The 20,701-nt window shown below is 35.0% G+C and carries 21 protein-coding genes and 2 riboswitches; of the genes, 12 read left to right on the plus strand and 9 right to left on the minus strand.

From position 1 onward, the window contains the following. Positions 1–273: 273 nt before the first annotated feature. The 3 genes from ACQKNC_RS05815 (at position 274) to cobT (ending at position 4,739) form a co-directional block, all read left to right on the plus strand. The gene (locus ACQKNC_RS05815) at positions 274–1,542 is read left to right on the plus strand and encodes a hypothetical protein (protein WP_427423903.1); all 1,269 of its coding nucleotides are present in this window, start codon (positions 274–276) and stop codon (positions 1,540–1,542) included. Between the two features lie 35 nt (positions 1,543–1,577). Continuing rightward, complete coding sequence (locus tag ACQKNC_RS05820) at positions 1,578–3,272, plus strand: ABC transporter ATP-binding protein (RefSeq protein WP_427423904.1); 1,695 nt, start codon at positions 1,578–1,580, stop codon at positions 3,270–3,272. Between the two features lie 119 nt (positions 3,273–3,391). Then, positions 3,392–3,568, plus strand: a riboswitch (cobalamin riboswitch). Between the two features lie 115 nt (positions 3,569–3,683). Next, a complete protein-coding gene (gene cobT / locus ACQKNC_RS05825; protein WP_427423905.1) occupies positions 3,684–4,739 on the plus strand; it encodes a nicotinate-nucleotide--dimethylbenzimidazole phosphoribosyltransferase in 1,056 nt (351 codons plus the stop codon). A 140-nt stretch (positions 4,740–4,879) separates the two neighbouring features. Here cobT and ACQKNC_RS05830 read toward each other — a convergent pair whose 3' ends face one another. Beyond that, positions 4,880–5,485 carry a trimeric intracellular cation channel family protein gene (locus ACQKNC_RS05830; protein ID WP_427423906.1) on the minus strand — a complete coding sequence of 202 codons (606 nt, stop codon included), beginning with the start codon at positions 5,483–5,485 and terminating at the stop codon, positions 4,880–4,882. A gap of 274 nt (positions 5,486–5,759) precedes the next feature. On the opposite strand from ACQKNC_RS05830, the gene ACQKNC_RS05835 reads away from it, so the two are divergent. The 3 genes from ACQKNC_RS05835 (at position 5,760) to glnA (ending at position 9,210) form a co-directional block, all read left to right on the plus strand. Next, a complete protein-coding gene (locus ACQKNC_RS05835) occupies positions 5,760–7,010 on the plus strand; it encodes an aminotransferase class I/II-fold pyridoxal phosphate-dependent enzyme (RefSeq protein ID WP_427423907.1) in 1,251 nt (416 codons plus the stop codon). 408 nt (positions 7,011–7,418) lie between these two features. Then, positions 7,419–7,793 carry a MerR family transcriptional regulator gene (locus tag ACQKNC_RS05840; protein ID WP_427423908.1) on the plus strand — a complete coding sequence of 125 codons (375 nt, stop codon included), beginning with the start codon at positions 7,419–7,421 and terminating at the stop codon, positions 7,791–7,793. 82 nt (positions 7,794–7,875) lie between these two features. After that, positions 7,876–9,210, plus strand: coding sequence for a type I glutamate--ammonia ligase (gene glnA, locus ACQKNC_RS05845; protein WP_427423909.1), 1,335 nt, complete (start codon positions 7,876–7,878; stop codon positions 9,208–9,210). Between the two features lie 220 nt (positions 9,211–9,430). On the opposite strand, the gene ACQKNC_RS05850 is transcribed toward glnA, so the two are convergent. Beyond that, positions 9,431–9,871, minus strand: a complete 441-nt coding sequence (locus ACQKNC_RS05850; protein ID WP_427423910.1) for a hypothetical protein — start codon at positions 9,869–9,871, stop codon at positions 9,431–9,433. Between the two features lie 587 nt (positions 9,872–10,458). Between ACQKNC_RS05850 and ACQKNC_RS05855 the strand changes: the two genes are divergently transcribed. Further along, a complete protein-coding gene (locus ACQKNC_RS05855; RefSeq protein WP_427423911.1) occupies positions 10,459–11,814 on the plus strand; it encodes a YjiH family protein in 1,356 nt (451 codons plus the stop codon). A 150-nt stretch (positions 11,815–11,964) separates the two neighbouring features. Continuing rightward, positions 11,965–12,522, plus strand: a complete 558-nt coding sequence (locus ACQKNC_RS05860) for a hypothetical protein (RefSeq protein ID WP_427423912.1) — start codon at positions 11,965–11,967, stop codon at positions 12,520–12,522. Between the two features lie 209 nt (positions 12,523–12,731). Here the strand turns inward: ACQKNC_RS05860 and ACQKNC_RS05865 are convergent, their stop codons facing one another. The 3 genes from ACQKNC_RS05865 to ACQKNC_RS05875 are packed head-to-tail and all read right to left on the minus strand — an operon-like array spanning position 12,732 to position 14,638. Next, on the minus strand, positions 12,732–13,409 hold the full coding sequence (locus ACQKNC_RS05865) for a hypothetical protein (protein WP_427423913.1): 678 nt from the start codon (positions 13,407–13,409) through the stop codon (positions 12,732–12,734). Next, entirely contained in the window at positions 13,409–14,272 is an 864-nt protein-coding gene (locus ACQKNC_RS05870; protein WP_427423914.1) for an ABC transporter ATP-binding protein, read from the minus strand. Before ACQKNC_RS05870 ends, ACQKNC_RS05865 begins: the two co-directional genes overlap by 1 nt. 3 nt (positions 14,273–14,275) lie before the next feature. After that, positions 14,276–14,638 (minus strand): GntR family transcriptional regulator, encoded by a 363-nt coding sequence (locus ACQKNC_RS05875; protein ID WP_427423915.1) that lies wholly within the window; start codon positions 14,636–14,638, stop codon positions 14,276–14,278. 131 nt (positions 14,639–14,769) lie between these two features. Further along, positions 14,770–14,816, plus strand: a riboswitch (PreQ1 riboswitch). 94 nt (positions 14,817–14,910) lie between these two features. On the opposite strand from ACQKNC_RS05875, the gene queF reads away from it, so the two are divergent. Further along, positions 14,911–15,411, plus strand: coding sequence for a preQ(1) synthase (gene queF, locus ACQKNC_RS05880; RefSeq protein WP_427423916.1), 501 nt, complete (start codon positions 14,911–14,913; stop codon positions 15,409–15,411). Further along, the gene (locus ACQKNC_RS05885) at positions 15,411–16,046 is read left to right on the plus strand and encodes a queuosine precursor transporter (protein WP_427423917.1); all 636 of its coding nucleotides are present in this window, start codon (positions 15,411–15,413) and stop codon (positions 16,044–16,046) included. Before queF ends, ACQKNC_RS05885 begins: the two co-directional genes overlap by 1 nt. Before the next feature lie 211 nt (positions 16,047–16,257). Here the strand turns inward: ACQKNC_RS05885 and ACQKNC_RS05890 are convergent, their stop codons facing one another. After that, entirely contained in the window at positions 16,258–16,512 is a 255-nt protein-coding gene (locus ACQKNC_RS05890; RefSeq protein ID WP_427423918.1) for a hypothetical protein, read from the minus strand. An 80-nt stretch (positions 16,513–16,592) separates the two neighbouring features. Between ACQKNC_RS05890 and ACQKNC_RS05895 the strand changes: the two genes are divergently transcribed. Both ACQKNC_RS05895 and ACQKNC_RS05900 read left to right on the plus strand, forming a co-directional pair. After that, positions 16,593–16,844: a phage holin gene (locus ACQKNC_RS05895; protein ID WP_427423919.1), complete on the plus strand. Its 252-nt coding sequence runs from the start codon at positions 16,593–16,595 to the stop codon at positions 16,842–16,844. Positions 16,845–16,935: 91 nt separating this feature from the next. Next, entirely contained in the window at positions 16,936–19,041 is a 2,106-nt protein-coding gene (locus ACQKNC_RS05900; RefSeq protein WP_427423920.1) for a DUF2339 domain-containing protein, read from the plus strand. 470 nt (positions 19,042–19,511) lie between these two features. Here ACQKNC_RS05900 and ACQKNC_RS05905 read toward each other — a convergent pair whose 3' ends face one another. From ACQKNC_RS05905 to ACQKNC_RS05915, 3 genes are all read right to left on the minus strand, one after another. After that, a complete protein-coding gene (locus ACQKNC_RS05905) occupies positions 19,512–19,754 on the minus strand; it encodes an ATP-dependent Lon protease (RefSeq protein WP_427423921.1) in 243 nt (80 codons plus the stop codon). Positions 19,755–19,910: 156 nt separating this feature from the next. Continuing rightward, positions 19,911–20,195: a hypothetical protein gene (locus ACQKNC_RS05910; RefSeq protein WP_427423922.1), complete on the minus strand. Its 285-nt coding sequence runs from the start codon at positions 20,193–20,195 to the stop codon at positions 19,911–19,913. Positions 20,196–20,490: 295 nt separating this feature from the next. Continuing rightward, on the minus strand, positions 20,491–20,701 hold a 211-nt coding region (locus ACQKNC_RS05915; RefSeq protein ID WP_427423923.1), incomplete at its 5' end, for an alpha/beta fold hydrolase.

A 20,701-nucleotide genomic window follows, 5' to 3' on the forward strand; every position in this document is an offset into this window, starting at 1 on the left:
TCATGTTTTCAGTTCCATTCTCTACTGTGTTGCCTTTAGTTTTTTCATCTCTTTTTATTTAAAACGTACAATGTATTTATATATTTTATCTATATTGTATTTGGTGATAAGTATTTATTTAAATTCACCTTATTTCTCTATATGGTTTAATCCTGATTTTATGCAAAAACAAATGAGCGAACTGATATTCAACTTAAAGAGGATGATTTTTTTATGTATTGGAATGCTATTTATGTTTGGCAATGTGTTTCTTTTTAGTAGAAGGGTGAATGGATGATGAGGGATATCTTTTTATTTTGGTCAAAAATTGTTACTCGCAGTGATTATTTGTTAACTTATTATGCCATAGTCATTATATTATGTATCTCTCAATTTTTCTTTACAATGAGTGACGCTCAAGCATTAATTCCGCTGTATGGTATTTTTTCTAGTGTGCTAACTACCCAAATAATTACGCTGCATCAACGATATCAAGTAGAAAAGATACTTATGATTTCTCCACTGTCGAATAGAACACTAGTTTCATGGCAATGGTTATTTAGCTTTATACTGGCAATTCCTGCATTTATGTTATTAGTTGGTTTTGAGAAATATGTTTATGCAGAGACTCCTATTTATAAAATTTTGCTTATAGTTTTTGTTTTTCAACTTTTCACTATATCAATACCATTTTTATTTTCAGCAATTTTTTCAAATCAATCAGTTTCAATTATTATGATTGTCATCATCTATTTTTTATTAATGTTAATGCATGGTTATAGATTAGAAATAATTCAATATATAGCTCCTACACTTAACTTTATGTATCCAGATTATATTCATTTTTTAAATCTAATGGGTGTTTTAACGATATGTTTAGGTTCTATAGCTGCAGCTATTTTGTTTAGTAAAAGAACGAGCGTCCGGAAAGAAAAGTGGGTCGCTGGCTGTTTTACAAGTATCATGTTATTAATTTTAATTAGTTTACATTTATATGATGGATATAAAGAGAAAGAGCTTTTAATCAGGCCTTATCAAAGTTACACGTTTGAAGAATTTACTGTAGAGTACAAAGGAGTTAGCCGAGAGAAAGCAAACAATTATGCTTTAGTATATAAAGATATTACACAAGAAATGAGGGGATTTGGTGTGGGAACGACGTATCACACACTAAAAGTTACTAGAGTTTATAGTATCCCAAGAAGTGATAGGATAGAAAATATTATTAGCAGGTCGAGAGATACTGTTGAGATAAGTCCTTATTCGAATAAATTTTTTGAATTTAATTATGGCTATAATATTACTGAGGATTTGATTAATACATTAATGAGTGAGACATGGAAAACAGAAGAACAAACAAATTGCTATGAGATTTTGAAAAAAACCATTGAACAAAAGGTTATACTAACTAACAACCGTACACTCTTTAGTAACGTTAAAAAAGAGTCAATGGAAAGTCTTGAATTTAATACTACTGAGTTATATGTTGAAAATTTCCTAAATGTTTTGAATGAGAATCCGAAAAATGCATATCAGTATATCGTAAAGTTAAAAGCAAATTAATAGTAGCTTTGCATAGGGGGACCGAACATTTACTCATGAGAATATTAGTAGAAGTATTTAGGTATACAAGTATATATAAAACAAAATTATTTCTAGTAAATATTTTAATGGGCATTTCAATGATATTAGGTATAGTTCATCCTCTATTATTCGGTAAATTTATTGATTTTATAACAGTAAAGGATCTTAATAGTGCATCAAACATGATTATCTTTATGGCTATACTTTTTCTTGTTAATCTTTTTTTTAAAATAATCCAAAAGTATTACTTGGCGAAATTTGCATGCTATATACAAATGGATATCAAATTAAAAATGATTAAACGAATAATGAAAATGGACATGGATGAGTATCAATTGAAAGCTAAAGGCGAATTAATGAATAAAATAGAAAATGATACGAAAGCATTTTCAGAAGTGGTATCTGAGTTTTTAAGCATAATAATAGATTTTATTAGCATAATAATAGTAATTGTTATATTGATAAATATTAATATAATTTTAGCATCTATTTTATTCCTATCATGTCCTTTAGCGATCATCATTTTTAAATATTTTGGAAAAAGGATAAGGATGAAGGATACTCACATAAAGAAAGATTTAGATCATTATTTAACCTATTTAGGGGAACTTTTATCGTCTTTTAAATTATATAAATTATTTAATATTGAGATAGAAGGAATAAATAAATATCAACAGAAGAATACCATATTATATAAAAATTCTCTTGAAAAAATGCGCTTAAGTATTAAGTCTGGATCAATTATAGAATTAATAAATTATACTAGTTATTTGGTAATTCTTATTTTAGGAATATATTTTATTTATACAGGAAGTCTAACTATTGGGATTTTAATAGCATTCACGACTTATGCGAATAATTTCAGTCAATCATTTCTAAGGTTTTCGCAATTAAATACATTTTTCCAAGAAGCAATCGTGTCCGTAAATAGAGTGAAAAATTTATTAGAAGATCCTAAAGAAAACATAGGGAATTCGGAAGTATCTATCAATCTAGAACCGATATATTTTTCGAAACAAGGTGAAATTATATTTAGAGATGTCAGCTTTTCACATTCCGAAACATCTTCTTCGGTCCTAGAAAACGTCAATCTTCGAATACCTTTGAGGAAAATAGTACTTATTAAAGGGACAAGTGGATCAGGAAAAACAACGTTGTTAAACATACTATCCGGTTTATACGTTGGCTATCAGGGAGACATATTCATATCTGATACGAATATTAGACACATTCCTAATGATATTTATAAAAAAAAGGTCTGTCTAGTATCACAAGAACATTTTATCATGACGGGGACTATTAAAGAAAATTTGTTAGTAGGAAAACCAAATGCAACTGATGATGAATTAATTAGAATTTGTGAAATGGTTAATATTTATTCATTTATAGAAACATTAGAAGATAATTTTGAAACTGTAATAGGGTACAATGGGCTTGAACTATCGACTGGACAACAACAAAGACTTTCTATAGCGAGATCTCTTCTAAGAGATGCTGATATTTATTTATTCGACGAGATCACTGCTGCACTCGATAAAGAAAATCAAGAAAACATTGAAGTATTACTAAAATATTTAAATAAGGAAAAGCAGAAGACTGTTATATTAGTTACACATAACCCAGTTTTAATAAATGAAGCTGATAAAATTTTTGAAGTTGATAAAAATCAAGTGAAAGAAAGTAAATCTTTTTTTGTATCAACTTCTTGATTATTTAAACTACATAACTACTGAATTTAATATTAATGTGGTATTGAACTTGGGTAAATTTGCAGACACTATAATTATATAATATTGACACTAAAAAAATAATAAAGTAAATTTAAAATAATTGCATAAAAGCATTAGGTGCCCATTGCGGGAGAATAGGGAATAAAGTGAAAAGCTTTAGCGGTCCCACCACTGTAAAAGGGAGTTTCATAGAGAATGCCACTAGCATCGTTCTGGGAAGGTTCTATGAAATGTTGAAATTGAGCCAGGAGACCTGCCTAGCTGCTTCGATTATATAGACGATGGAAAAGTCTGTAGTTTATTTGTTATGGAATAAACTACAGGCTTTTTATTTTTTTCTCTAAAGCATTCTTCGAGTAACAAGGGGCAAAAAAGAAAGGGGAAATTTTCATGCAATTATTACAACAGACGATTCAAAACATTCAAAGTGCTGACAACAAAATGATGGAGAAGGCAAGAGAACGTATAGATGGACTTTGCAAGCCTCCTAGCAGCTTGGGGAAACTGGAGACCCTTGCTGTGCAACTATCAGGAATTACAGGCGAACTATTTCCTGCGATTGATAATAAAGCGATTATTGTCTGTGCCGCGGATCATGGTGTTTGTGATGAAGGGGTAACATCAAATCCACAAAATGTGACGGTCTTTCAAACATTAAATTTTCCTAGAGGAGGAACTGGCGTTTGTGCTATCGCAAAAATCACAGATGCAAAAATTGTCACAGTAGACGTTGGTGTAAAAGAGGATATTCCACATGATGCCGGTGTTATCTTAAAAAAAATTAAATATGGCACGGACAATATGGCAAAAGGTCCTGCTATGTTAAGGGAAGAAGCCATTCAATCTATTGAAGTAGGAATTGAAGTAGCTACGGAAGAAATTAAAAATGGGATAAATGTACTCGGGACAGGTGAAATGGGCATTGGTAATACAACACCGAGTGCTGCAATATTATCGGTTCTACGCGAGTGTCATCCGAATGAAGTGACTGGCTTCGGCGCAGGAGTTGGACCAGGAGGGATAGAACATAAAGTAGATGTCATTCACAATGCTATTACATTAAACAAACCAAATCGTCATGATGCTATTGATATTCTTGCGAAAGTTGGTGGGTTAGAAATAGGTGCTATGGCTGGAGTGATACTTGCTGCTGCCGCACATCGCAAACCTGTTGTTATTGATGGCTTTATTTCTACCATCGCTGCCCTTATTGCATATGAACTCGAACCAAAAGTAAAAGACTATATCATTCCTTCTCATGCCTCTGAAGAACCAGGTGCAAAAATTGCAGCCGAAATGCTTGGGATAGAACCAATGCTGCATATGAATATGCGATTGGGAGAGGGCTCTGGTGCCGCTTTAGCATTTCCTATTTTAGACGCAGCATGCTCCATGATGAAAAATATGGCTACATTAGAAGAATCTATGTTGCTGTTAGAAAAGTAATTTTCACATATTCTTAGGTGCTTAAGGTTGCACGCTGTTGTGATGAATAAGGAATTAAATATAAATAATCAAAACAACAAAACAAGCCCAAATAATTGATATTTGGGCTTGTTATTATGCAGCGATGTAAGGAAACAAGACTATGCTCGATGTAACTTCCGCAACGGTAATCGCCATCTCTTCGTATATGAAAGTATTCTTAGTACTGTGATCGCACCAAATAATACGTATAAAAAGATATCCCCTGAAAATAGTTGAAGTCCAACGATAAGCCCGGCTAATGCTGCCCAAACACCATAGACTTCATCACGGAGGACTAATGGTTGTCGTCTAGCTAATAAATCGCGAACAATTCCACCACCTGACCCTGTTAAGACAGCAGCAACAATAACCGCACTAATAGGCATATCGAGCTTCACAGCATAGAGGGCACCCTGAATAGCGAATGCTGATAATCCAATAGCATCAGTGAAATTGCCCCAGCGATGCCAATGCTGAATGAGTCGATGTGGAAATATGAAAAAAATTGTAATTGCTGCAATAGCAATTTGGAACATCATATCTTGCCCCCACAGTGTTGTTACAGGTAAACCTATTAGTAAGTTTCGTATAGCTCCACCACCGAAAGCAGTTACAATACCGAGTATATATACACCGAATAAATCGTATTCTTCCTCCATTGCAATTATTGCCCCGGAAATAGCGAAGGCAATTGTTCCGATGATACTAAAAACCTCCCAAGCCAACCCTTTCACCCCTTATGTGATTAAATCATTTCATGTTGTAGTAGATTACAAACTTGAAAACTTTAAAGTTACCTTTTTGTATCTAAAAGTTTTGCAAAGAAAAGCATCGACCGAAGTATCAGATACTAAGTATTCTATTATAGTAGGACATACTAGATTTAGTCCGCAATTTAGCTTAGCGCATAATGTAATTAGAAACAATAGCAAGTTTTGCAGGTAAGCTCACAAATTGTTAAGATAAGATTTGAACAAATGTGAAATGGAGAAGAATATAATGACTTTTACAACCAATTTAACTGAAGAAACAATAGCATTAGCTGCTAAAATAGAAGAGAAGGTACGCCCTTTTCATGCGAAGGTAGAAGACATGGCGTTCTTCAATCAACAAAAAGTGCTTGCTGCGTTTCGAAAGCACCAAGTAAGTGATTATCATCTGCACCCGTCTAATGGTTATGGCTATGATGATGAGGGGCGTGATAATCTAGAACGTGTTTATGCAGAGGTCTTTGGAGCGGAGGCTGCCATTGTACGTCCACAAATTATTTCTGGTACACATGCAATCACACTTAGCTTATTCGGAGTACTACGTCCTGGTGATGAATTACTTTATATTTCGGGTCAGCCGTATGATACATTGCAATCAATAGTCGATGGTGGCGATAAGGATACTGGCTCATTAAAAGATTATAAAATCGGTTATAGCCATGTGGATTTAATCAATAATCAAGAAATCGATTGGGAAGGTGTTGCAGCTGCAATTAAAACAAACACTAAAATGATTGCTATACAACGTTCGAAGGGCTATGCAACACGCCCGTCCTTTACCATTTCACAAATTGCAGAAATGTGTGCAAAAATCCGTGAATTAGCACCAGATGCAGTTATTTTTATTGATAATTGCTACGGTGAATTTGTTGAGGCAAAGGAACCGACCGAGGTTGGGGCTGATTTAATTGCAGGTTCGCTCATTAAAAATCCTGGTGGAGGCTTAGCGAAAATTGGTGGTTATATTGCGGGTCGTGCAGATTTAGTTGAGAAATGTGCTTATCGTATGACATCACCAGGTATTGGTGCTGAGGCAGGAGCAACATTAAACACGCTGGGTGATTTCTATCAAGGATTTTTCCTTGCACCACATGTTGTATCTCAAGCATTAAAAGGTGCCATTTTCACAGCTGCTATGCTAGGGGAAATTGGTATGAATACATCACCAAGGTATGATGCTAATCGTACGGATTTAATTCAATCGGTTTCTTTCCAAACCGCGGAACAAATGATTGCTTTTTGTCGTGAAATTCAAGCAAACTCACCAATTAATGCGCATTACGCACCAGAGCCAGCGTACATGCCTGGCTATGAGGATGATGTCATCATGGCAGCTGGAACATTTATTCAAGGTTCAAGTATTGAGCTTACAGCAGACGGTCCTATTCGTCCGCCGTTTACAGCATTTATTCAAGGTGGGTTAACATATGAGCACGTAAAATTTGCTATTTGTAGTGCTGTTCAAAAAATCCAAAAATAAGTAACGAAAAACTATTCAAAACTTCCATTTTGAATAGTTTTTTATTTATGGACGAAAAGATGAAGATGACATTTGTTAATGCGTATACCATTTATCTTCATTCAATAGAAGACTCCTACCTCTGAAGGTGGTGAAATGAATGCTGGTGTGGTTCCCTTTCAGTGGGTGTCCTAACAACTACTGTATGAAGAACACGCTTTCGCACAGAAAACATTTGTTGCCACGACGCCCCTAGGAAAACGCATAGCCGGAACGGAAATCAACTAAACGTTAGGATATTAAGTTTAGTTTTTTACAATTTTTCATCATTTCAAAAAAATTATTTTACTACGTGTTAGGAAACCTAACATGAATGGTTGACAGTGTGAATTTTTCGTTATATTATTAGCAGGTATTGGAGGGACTTAAATGAGTCGTGAAATTAGACGAACTATGCCGTTATTATCTATGAATATCGTAATGCAATTGACCGAGCTTTCGGCACGTCAGATTCGTTATTATGAAGAACACCATTTAATTGAGCCGCACCGAACAGAAGGCAATCGTCGAATGTTTTCATTAAATGACGTCGATACATTGCTGGAAATTAAAGATTACTTGGAACAGGGCATGAACATGGCAAAAATTAAAAAGCTGTTCGCTAAAAAGAATGAACCTGTTTCAACAGATGAACCAGATTTAAGTGACAAAGAATTACGTCGCGTTATGCGAGAGGAAATGCGTCAAGCGCAGCGCATGCAAAAATCATCCATCCGTCGTGGGGATTTATCTCGATTCTATTAATAAAAGGGAACATCGTTAATTGCTTTATTAATAGGGTAGAGTAATGATAAAAGCTAGACAATTAATAGGAGTGTGGAAAACTGTGGGTAAATACACAAAAGAGGACATTAAACGTCTAATCGAAGAAAAAAACGTAAGCTTTATTCGTCTACAATTTACGGATATTCTTGGCACAATCAAAAATGTTGAGATTCCTGTAAGCCAATTAGACAAAGCTCTAGAAAACAAAATGATGTTTGATGGCTCATCCATTGAAGGCTTCGTACGTATCGAAGAATCAGATATGTATTTATATCCTGACTTAGATTCTTTCGTAGTGTTCCCTTGGACTTCTGAAAAAGGGAAAGTAGCACGTTTCATCTGTGATGTATACACTGCTAAAGGCGAGCCGTTTGCTGGTGACCCACGAAACAATTTAAAACGTATCCTTAAGAAAATGGAAGAAATGGGCTTCTCAAGCTTCAATTTAGGACCTGAGCCAGAATTCTTCTTATTTAAATTAGATGCAAAAGGTGAACCGACATTAGAAGTAAACGACCACGGTGGTTACTTCGACTTAGCACCAACTGATCTTGGCGAAAACTGCCGTCGTGATATCGTTTTAGAACTAGAAGAAATGGGCTTCGAAATTGAAGCATCTCACCATGAGGTAGCTCCTGGCCAACACGAAATTGACTTTAAATATGCAGACGCAATTACAGCTTGTGACAATATCCAAACGTTCAAATTAGTTGTTAAAACAATTGCTCGTAAACACGGTCTACATGCTACATTTATGCCAAAACCATTATTCGGTGAAGCTGGCTCTGGTATGCACTTCAACGTTTCATTATTTAAAGGTAAAGAGAATGCATTCTACGATGAATCTACTGAACTAGGTCTTTCTGAAACAGCAATGCAATTCATGGCAGGTGTCCTTGCTCACGTTCAAGGCTTCACAGCTGTGACAAACCCAACAGTTAACTCTTATAAACGTCTTGTACCGGGTTATGAAGCTCCATGTTATGTAGCATGGTCAGCTCAAAATCGTTCACCACTTATCCGTATCCCTTCAGCACGTGGTCTTTCAACTCGTGTAGAAGTACGTTCTGTGGATCCATCTGCTAATCCATATTTAGCAATGGCTGTTATTTTAGAAGCTGGTCTTGAAGGTATTCGTCACAACTTAACACCACCAGCTGCTATTAACCGTAACATCTACGTAATGTCTGATGAAGAGCGTAAAGCGAATGGTATCGCAAACTTACCACCAGCACTTGACGATGCTTTAGCATTACTTGCTCAGGACGAAGTAGCTCAATCAGCTTTAGGTGAGCATATCTATGCAAACTTTAAAGAGGCAAAAGAAATCGAGTTTGACATGTATCGTACAACAGTACACCAATGGGAACGCGATCAATATTTAAAAATGTACTAATTTAAAAGCGTTGGAGCTGTGAGGCTCCAACGCTTTTTTTTGTATACCCCAATTACCGAATGGGCCTTATGCATTAAAAGTATTTGGAGCTGCTGGATTAGAATATCTTATCGACCCATAACTTTGTATCAATTCAAGAATGGATTAATGACAAGATTCTAATCTACACTAATAGTAAGAAAGCGATAGGGAAGACATAAAGCCCCATCGCTTTTTTCTATTAATAGCCCATATGATGATGGCCCATATGATGACCCATAGGATGGCACATAGGATGGCACATATGATGATCCATATGATGATCCATATGATGGCCCATATGATGACCCATATGATGATGGCCCATGTGATGGTGGTGGTGTCCCATATGGTGATGTGGCATATGGCAAGGCTCAGGTGGCATCTCGCAAAGTGTATGAGTTTCGCAACATTCATCCACTACACACTCAGTGCAAGGGAAATGATATTGATGATCAATTATATGTTTGTTAACTGTTGTAATATGTGCTGGTTGTACATGAGGTACGACCGTATGGATATAATTAGTACGAACAAATTCCTCTGGCGGTAAAAGATGTGGTGGGTCAAATTGAGTTGGGCATGTTTGTGGTGGACAACAATGTGGACCTTTATGGTGATGATGATGCATACGTCTATGCATGGTAAAACCTCCTGTTTTGATAAGTTGTGGTTCATAATTAACATATGAGATGAAAGACAGTTTGGTCTATTTGTATGCCTATTAAGGGTTGGTTAAATCTCTTAGGCAATCAAAATAGGTATGATTTAATGTAGAGTTTAACTAAACTTTAACTTCTTTCAGTAAGTGTTTTTGTAACGTAAGTGAAACGGCAGTTACGTATGTCTTAAAGGTAATGATACAAAGAAACGGATAATTAGAAGAGAATTCTAACAATAACAATTTTTTTTAGATTGAATAAAAATTCATTTTGCTGTAGAATTAACCGATGTATTGTTGGTTTACGATATTTTTATAGCTATGATTTAATGAATAGAAATTTTGCTTTGCGGATGTTAATTATAAAAAAGTAGTGTTTGGGCATTCCTTTATTACTTTTTAGAGGGGTGTTTTTTTATTTGATCCGTTTTCTATCTTTATCTCGCAGAATAAAGAAATTCCCACTGATTAAAGTACAGATATACATTTCTTGGCGGTTTTAAAGGACATAACTAACAAGCTTGATGTATAAAACTTCGAAAAAACCAAGAGAAATGAGGCTTTAAATTATGAAAAAATATCCTACTTCTACATACTTTTTCTTCATAATTCCGTCTCTTATTGGTGTCCTATTATTTATGACACCAGTCTTAACGGAAGATGGATGGAAAGTTCCAATTGCTATTTTAGCAAGTTTACTAGCAGATTTTGTTGCTCCGGTTATTAGTTATTTTACTATAATTATGTTTGTGATTTCGGCAATTGGATCACTTATTGCCAAATTAATTCCACGAAATAATACAAAAGAGCCTAGTATTTTAGATACATTATTTTATGTAAATTGGTTTTGGACAATTATTAGAGTCATCGGTTTAGTATTTGCCTCAATGGTTGTCTTTGATTTTGGACCATCGGCGATTAATAATGAAAATACTGGTGGATTATTAATGAACCCAGACGGTGGTTTAGTAACATTTTTATTTACGATTTTCTTATTTGCTGGAATACTATTACCATTTTTAACAAACTTCGGATTACTTGAATTTTTCGGAACGATGATGGTAAAAATCATGCGTCCGCTCTTTAGAAGTCCTGGTCGTTCATCGGTTGATGCACTTACATCGTGGGTTGGTGATGGAACAATTGGTGTTCTTATGACGAGTAAGCAATATGAAATGGGGAACTACACGAAAAAAGAGTCTGCCATTATTGCAACGAGTTTCTCTGTAGTATCTATCACATTCTGTATCGTAGTATTAGATACAGTGCATTTGTCACGCTATTTTATTCCATATTACTTAACGGTTGTGCTTTGTGGTCTTGTGTTAGCGGTAGTTATGCCACGAATTTTCCCGCTTGCTAACAAAGAAGATACTTATATCGACGGTACACCAGTAGATTTATCGCGTGAGGAATTACCAGAAGGTTATAATTCTGTGTCACATGGCTTAGAAAATGCTTTAGCCGTTGCGCATGCAAATCGTGACCCACGTCAATTTTTGAAAGATGGAATTAGAAATGTTTTGGATTTATGGGTTGGTGTAGCGCCGGTTGTTATGGCATTTGGTACGGTTGCTTTAATGCTTGCTGAATTCACTAATATTTTTGCATTTTTAGGAAAGCCGTTTGAACCTATTTTAACAGTGCTTGGTTTACCAGAAGCAGCTGAGGCAGCACAAACGATGGTTGTTGGCTTTGCTGATATGTTCCTACCTTCAATCTTAGGAGCAGGAATTGAAGCTGACACTACTCGATTTGTGATTGCTGTCGTTTCTGTTACACAGCTTATCTATATGTCTGAAGTCGGTGGACTTATTTTAGGTACAAAAATTCCACTGAAATTTTTAGATTTAGTTGTTATTTTCTTAATGCGTACGATTATTTCACTACCAATCGCAGCAATAGTTGCACATTTACTTTTTTAGACTTATAAGGCAATTGTTCGAATTTAGTGCGAACAATTGCTTTTTTCTTTCTTAAATTCACTCTTAATGATAAAAAGAATAAATAATAGTTGACACATAAATTTATTGAGTTGGGAAAAACTACACTTAAAGTGATACTGAGGTGATAAAATGGACAGAATTTTTTCTCTCTGCTTAAGTTCCTGTTATTTGTTATTTTCTCAACCAAGTGATGCCTATATAAATGATTCGCTCAGTCCTTATGAAGAAATCTATCCTGAGATAGGCTATAAAACGGTTGAAACAGCTGCCTACGATTTTGAACGGCACTATCATCAAGGGCTAAAGCTACCACTTCGAGTACCTCCTATTAGTTTTACACATCATTTTGGTCGGTTTAATAATCTAGATGGTGACATGAACGATTTTTTTGAAGTTACATTTATTAATAATCAACTTCCTGAGCATCATTATAAAATAACAGTTCGACCTATTCAGTTTAAGTTCCCATCTAAAAAGGGAAATATAGTAAAGACATTCGACTTGAAAAATGGAACGACTTCAATTTATATGGAAATCTCAGGATTCAATGTACTTTCTTTTGAAAGAGGAGATTGGCAATATATGCTGTGGATTGATAAAAGGGTTTCGGATAAAGTGACACCTGAAGTTTTAGTCGACATTGCTAACTCTATTGACTATACAACGCAAGAGGATGAACATGGATAATGAAAAATGAGGCTGGGACAAAAGTGTTTCAGCCAACAAAAATACCGAACTATCCAATGAAACGCTCTTGATGTTTCGGAATAGTTCGGTTTTTCTATTTATCGTGTTTTGTTAATTTAGAGATTATTCGGCTTTATGAAGGAACCATTTAGTAATATCCCAGCCTCATCATTTTTTTTAGAAAGTACCCCAAATATCCTGAGCTTGAATTATGCTGGATTGACAGAAGCATTTCGAATCATCATTGTTATGATAGTGTAGAGGACAGCACTAAAAACTAATAAACTACTTAATAGAGCAAAGGTAGATATATTTGATAGTAGGTCAAACAAAGGAGAATACCACTTGAAAATGATTGTAACAATCGGAATTAAGCCGAGTAACCCTATAAAACTGTAACCGCCAAAAAATCCTAAGCGATAAAAGACAACATTCAATAAAAGACCAGATGTTAGGAAGAAGAGCAGTAAAACAGTATCTAATGTCATCATTTGTAAAAATGATGGAGAATTATCAATTAGTAAAATAGGATGGATAATGAATAGATTAGAAACGTAAGGGATTATTTTTTGTGTACAAGTACTTATGAAGGAACCTATTAAGCTCCACGAGATGAAAAAGAGTCCTACATTGAACATATATTGTAAGCGACTTAAACCAAGTTTTAAAAAATAGGGCAAGGTTTTATTTAGTAGCTTTGCCGCCATTATACCGTAAAAGATATAAACAGGTATAGAAACGGAGATGGCAATGGAAATATTTTGCCCAAAGAATTTACCTAAGAATACAGACAATAGGATGATCGAAAATAATATGCACCAAAACGTCATAATTTGTTTTTTATAACTTTGAAATAATACATAAAAGCAACCCTTTATTATATTCATTAAATAGTCCTCGCTTTCCGCTGTTTACTTAAATACACCAACATTTCTTGTAATGAAACACGTTCAAGCTTAATATTCTGCCCGTTGATGGATTGACCATTAGCGTAGACAATTGCAGTTAACTCCTGCATAAACGTATGCTTATAAATAGTCTTTAGACCATTAATTGCCTGTTCAACATCAGCAGGACCACCTTTAACTGCAACAATATGCTCATGCCATTCCTCCGTTGTTTTCTGAAGCAGTAATTGTCCCTCGTGTAAAATAAGTATTTCTTCAAATAGCTCACTTGCCTCATCAATTAAATGTGTAGACAAAATAAAAAGTCTTGGATTATCGGTTTGTTGTTCAATTAATAAATCATAAAAAGTATTTCGGGCAGCTACATCAAGTCCGATATAAGGCTCATCAAAGATCGTAATCCCTGCATTACTCGCAAAGCCTGTAATAATGCCTAATGCAGACACCATTCCTTTTGATAAACTGCGAACCTTATCTTTTGGATTTAGAGCAAAGACTTCCAGTAGCTCCATAGCAAGATCGCCATCCCATTTTGGATAAAAGAAGCTATTAGCCTTTAACGTTTGTGCAATTGTCATTTCCTCTTGAAAGTTTCCACTCTCTGCAACAAAGCAAATATCACGTAAAGTTAAAGGTACATTGAAAACATTCTCTCCATTGACAGAAATGTTCCCATTGGTTGTAGAGATGAGTCCTGATAATAAATTTAAGAATGTTGTTTTACCAGCGCCATTATGACCCAAAAATCCAATGATTTTAGGTCCTTCAATTGTAAAAGAGATATTTTTTAAAGCTTCTTTATGTCTATATGATTTACTAACATTTTTCACTTCAATTTTCATACGTTAACCCCTTTGTAACATATTTTGTAATTCTACATCTGAAATACCTAATCGTATTGCTTCTTTCTTCAATGGCTCTATATGTTGTTGGAAAAAGGTTTCCTTACGCTCTGCAATTAATATCCCGCGCGCATCAGTACTGACAAACATGCCCACGCCGCGTTTTTTATAAATTACGCCTTTGTCCACTAATTCGTTCACACCCTTTCCAGCTGTTGCAGGATTAATTTGATATTCTTTTGCAAATTCATTTGTAGAAGGAATGCGATCTTCGGGTTGTAGCTGTCCATCTAGAATTGCATCCTCTATTCGTTCACGAATTTGCTGGAAAATGGGTTTTTCATTATTTAAAGAATGAATCGCCATCCACCTCCTTAGTCAATCGGTTAATTACTTATGTAACTAACCATATAACATAAGGTTTTTTTTGTCAATTTGTTTATATAAAAAATTTTAGTTGACTGAATGCATTCATTAAGTTAAGATAGCAAGCGAATATGAAAGAGGTTCATAGCGCATACCCTCTATAAAAAACTATGGATGACGTCATTTACGCCATATCCCAAAAATGCGGATATGGCGATTTTTTTTTAGGTTTAATGCGTAATGGACTTCTCACAATTTGAGGAGGCATTTTTATGACAGGAAGAAATGAAGAACAAGGCTTACAGGATTTAACATTACTTGGTAACCAAAATACAAAGTATTTATTTGAATATTCACCGGAAATACTTGAAGCGGTTGATAATTTGCATACAGAAAACGATTTTTTTGTGAAATTTAATTGCCCAGAATTTACAAGTCTTTGTCCAATGACAGGGCAGCCTGACTTTGCGACAATGTATATTTCTTTTATTCCAGATAAAAAGCTAGTAGAGAGTAAATCATTAAAGCTCTATTTATTTAGCTTCCGTAATCACGGTGACTTTCATGAGGATTGTGTTAACATCATCATGAATGATTTAATTAAGCTAATCGAGCCGCGCTATATTGAAGTATGGGGCAAGTTTACGCCTCGTGGTGGCTTGTCCATAGATCCTTGGTGTAACTATGGTCGCCCAGGCACAAAATATGAAAAAATGGCGGAGCATCGTTTGATGAACCATGATATGTATCCTGAAAAGGTGGATAATCGCTGATGCTTTACTATTTAAATGGACTGTTTGTAGGCTTTTTAATTTTAGCAAATGTTTTAGCAGTTAAAGTGTTTAGTATAGGTGGGTGGATGATACTTCCAGCTGCGGCGATTTTAATTATTTTTACTTATCCTCTTATTGATGTAATTTGTGAGGTATATGGCAAGGAAGCGGGCAGTCGTACGGTAAGAACAGGGCTTATGGCACAAGTGTTTGCAGCATGTTTTATCGCTATTGCCATTGCACTACCACCTGCACAAGCCTTTACTCATCAGCAGGAGTTTGAGACAATTCTAGGTGGCAGTATGCGTGTCATTATTGCGAGTCTTGTAGCCTATTCGGTCAGTGTTAATTTGGATGTAGTGATATTTAGTAAATTTAAAGAAAAGCATGGTAGCAGTAAACTTTGGCTTCGAAATAATGCGTCTACGATGTTAAGCCAACTTATCGATACAGCATTATTTATAACGATAGCTTTTTATGGAATAATGCCAATGAAAGTATTACTGACATTATTTATAACACAGTATATGTTTAAGTTTTTGGCATCTATTGTAGCAACACCACTTGTTTATGGACTAGTTTACGTTGCGCGAAAATTTGATAAACGTAAAGGCTTTGAATCATCTCATTACTGAGATGGTTCGAAGTATTGAAAAGTAATGAAATAAAGTATGCCTATTCGGCAAAACAGGGACTTGGCACTTTTCTGGTAGTTTGGAACAGAGAATACCTTCGTCTAAAATATATAATATTTCCAAATATCTGAACTGCTATTTTTCCTAAAACTTTGAGCCATCTCAATACTGAGATGGCTTTTTGCTGTGTGCCTTGTCAATTAGATGAGCACTATAAGGCAAGAACGAAATTTTTTATATTGAAAATACAGACAACCAAGTTCGGTAGAAATAGCTTAAGTACTTGAAGAACGATTGAAGGTATTTGTGTTGTATATGGGACTAGATATTCTTGAACAAGCCAATGAATCAAAAACATCCCGAATGAATATTGACTTACTAAATTAATGATTTTTAGCTTTGGAACAATTTTAACAAATGCTAAAATGCCATACAAAATACCAGCTAAGCACCTCTCTTTTTCCACGTTTATAGCTCCATTTTTGCATATGTGCCATGTTACTGCGGAGCATATACTGTGGATGAGAAGGGGGGAGGTGAGAATATATGAAAATTAACTGGATGATCCGTTTTCAGCATAAACCATTCTTAATTGCGCTATTTTCGTTGATTTTATTACTCGCACAGCAAGTAGCAGCTATTCTTGGCTATGATTTAACGAGTGCAATGAGTGAACAGACAATGAGCATCTTAAATACCGTATTATCAATTTTCGTTTTAATGGGGGTTGTTATAGATCCAACTACATCGGGCACCAGTGATAGTCAACGTGCTTTAATGTATCGAAGACCTAGGTAACAGGGGTGAAAATAAATAAAAAGTGTAATTTTACAATAAGAATATATATGTTATAATGTTAAAAAATTGATATAGCGGGGAGGATGATTGAATGTCGCTTGAAATGGAGCAGAGGATTGCCAAGCTTGAGCAGGAAATGATGGATTTACGGCATGAATTAGAAGGCTTAAAGCGTCAACAATCTGTTGAAAAACCAAGTACATTGAGTGTCAAGAAGCCCATGGTTGATCAATTTGCGCCGAAACCAGTGCAAAATTCAAAGTCGAATTCAAATTTGAAACCAAAGCCCAAAACAATGCCAGCTCCAGAAAAAAAGGTGCAACCACAGCGAACGTTTGAGGAGCGTATTATGTGGGCACTTCCAAAATTATTTATGGTTATTTTAGTGATGGGGGTGCTTTGGGGTCTTAAGCTCGTGAGTGATTACGGCTATTTATCGAACGAGGTTAAAATCATCCTCGCCTATGCATTATCGCTTGCTTTAGCCGCAATAGCTTATGTATTGGAGCGTAGGAAAATAGGGTCATCAGCCATAACGATTTCTTTATACGGCGGGGCATTTATTGTTGGGATATTAACAACAGCCGCTAGTGCGATATTGTATGAAATCATCGGTTTAACGATGGCACTTGTAATTGCCGCTGTTTATATCGTGTACAGTATTGCTATTAGCTATTTGAAGAAAAATGAAGGGCTAACAATATTTATAGCGTTTACCTCGTTATTGCTACCTTATTTACTAGAATATATGAATCTAAGTCCTATTATTATCTTAATCTATGTGGTCGTACTATTTACGATGCTACAATTTGTGATTCATCAACACAAGCAGAAATTGGCTCTCTATATTGCCACATTTTTCTCAGTGTTAGCTGTCAGCATTATAGCGTTTATGAACCACGACAATCGAGTTGTTTTTGCAATAGGTTTCCTTGTTGTTCTAACTATTTTTTACACGAGTTGGTGCCGTTTATATAATGCAGAGTCGAAATTGAAATATGTTCATGTTGGACTTCAATTCAGCCTAGGAGCATTTAGTTTATTGCTCTTAAACTTTATCATTAGTCCAATTGATTATAGTGAAGCGCTATTACTCATATTAGTTTGCTTGTTTGCAGCTTTAGCGGGTTATGGTTATAAGCAAAAATGGCAGGAGGCATTTGATAGTGCCGTAACACTCGCATTTATTACACTATGTAATACGCTACTAGTTATGAATTTACCAGAGAAAGTGGAGCATTTGCTAATCCCGTTCATCACCTTTGCAGGCGTTATGATGAGTTTACGATTGCGAGCAAGTTTGTTGAAGGTTGTCGGCTCATTTTCATTTATGATTGCACTCGCTATAAGCTTTTTTATTCATGAGCCGACACCATTTTTCAGCATAGATCATGTTAGCTTGATAATGCCAGGAATATATCTCCTGATTATCTATGTATATGCGAGACGTCCAAAAGAGACTCTGACTGTATTTGAAAAGTTAATGAAGGATCTATACGTGGTTGACTTTTTAGCAGTAATAACGACTGGTTATTTCTTAGCCTATACCGGAAAGCTTGATGTAACATACTTTGCAGGTGCTGGTAATATTCCGCATCTAATGTGTATCATCCTCGCATTACTTTTCGCAGGATCACTTTTAGTGCCAACAAAATATAAAGGGCGTGCACTAACGCCAGTCCTTAGTGTATTTTTCATTCTCTTCACACTAATGCTTGAAGCTATTCCGTACAATATGCAGGGTGTCGATTGGTTAAATATACTGACAAGAATCGTGTATATTGCTGTTATCGTAGCAATTATGATTGATTTACTGATGAAGGGACGCATTTATCAAATCTATCAAGAGCAAATAGCGAAGCTTCTTGACATAATTGTAAGTGCAGGCGTTGTACTAACGATGATATCCGTTTTGGGTCTCATATCCCATCTTACCTACAACGGTTTACTTGATTGGAAGCTAAGCATTGCCTTCTCAACGATTACATTATTCTTGACAGCAAGTATTTCTCTATGGCTTAGCACCGTGCGTAACTTACGAATATTACGCATAACAGGTTTTGTCATCTTAGTTATTGGGTTTATTAAGCTTATATTCTTTGATTTGTCAGCACTAGACTTATTAATACGAGCAGTCTTGTTTATCACGATCGGTGGAATTGGATTGCTGTTGTCGGGAAGGTTGTTGCGGAAATAATAGAAGAGAAATTCTAATGCGTTGGAATCTCTTTTCTATTATGGCTGTTTTCTTAAAGATTGTTGCTGTTAAAACATAAAAACAGAGTTAATTTACAAAATATGTAGAATCAACTCTGTTTTTATGTTTGATATTTCGTAAATCGAATATTTAATTAAAGCTACCCGTTAGTTGAATAAAGAAAAAGGCTATGTTAAAAGAAAAGGTTGATTTATAACGTTAAGGAATCCGCTGTATATGCAAGTTTTTATTCAAAATATGATTCAGTGCAAGTTCTTTTGAACAGCATTGAAAGCTTTGGTGTATCTAAGTTCAAACGATAGTGCATAAAAAGGTGTATATGAATGAAATACAGAAAAACACTTAATACATTGGTATGACAACGTTTTAAGTGTTTTATTTCGTCCCAAAACTTGCATTTGGGAACATTATTAGATTTATTTATGTATACATTATAAATCCTTGTTAAACTAAAGCCCCGCGTTAGTATCCTTTTCTTTTTCGTCTCTCTCTTTTATATATCTTTCGTATGCCTCTTTCACCCTATCATTGTCATTGATCGATACTACTTGTTTGTGAATTTCATTAATTAAAATAAATGATCTAAAAATTACTCCACCAATAATTGCACATAAGAGATATATACCAATGGGTCCGAGGAAAGCAAAAATACCCAAAAGTCCAGCAAATAGAACAGACAATAATAACTTCACAAAAATCCCCCTTTATCCATCTCCATTAGTTCAATTATAACTTTCCCAAAGCGTGGTTTGGTAAGCTTTTATCGTTAAATCACCAAAGTCCGATTTGAGAACGTTATTAGGGTTATTTTTGTATACGTTATAAATCCTTATTGAACTAAAGCACCACTAGCTTAATAAACTTCCGAAAAATACAATGACGACCAAGAAAGCTGATAATCCCAAAGTAATTATTACAGTAGTTACACTTCTGGTCATTCCTTTCCAATCTTGAATACCAGAAAAACCTAATATTCCAAAGATGAAAGTTATCAATGTAATATATAAAACCAAATTTAAAGGGTGTGTACCCATTATGGAGTAATCAATTGGACCAGAAAGAGAAACTATAAAAAATAACAATATGCAAATTATTGATAAGATAAATGACCATAGATTAATCTTTTTCTCCATTCCATGTCTCCTTCAACCAATTTTATCTAAATTATGTAAATAGACGATGGTTAAAAATCTGAAGTTGCATTTAGTTAAGAAATATTCCCAAAGCGTCGTTTGGTAACATAAAGTGCGTAACGTTGTAAATCCGTATTTTTCTGATGTAAAGCGGTAATAAAGTTGTTTAATTCTTATTGAACTAATGCACCTCGTTAGCAACATAAGAAAAGTTCGTCGATATGAAAGCCTTGATCCTCTGCTATTGCCCCATTAGTAAATAAGCGACTGCTCTTTTTTGCAATCGCCACGTAGCTCAACATTTAGATACCCAGGTAAGAATTTCATTAGCTACTTTTTCGGGGTTATCCCAATGAACCATATGATTTGTTGCTTCCATTGAAACAATGGTGACATTTTCTATATGCTGTTTTAATTTGTTGATACCAGTTCTTCTAGCGTTTATTAATTCTTTGGGAAGAGTTGCGTGGATAAGAATCAATGGTGATTTTATGTATGGATAAGCT

The organism is Lysinibacillus sp. NPDC094177 (assembly GCF_050279145.1).
GTDB lineage: Bacteria > Bacillota > Bacilli > Bacillales_A > Planococcaceae > Lysinibacillus.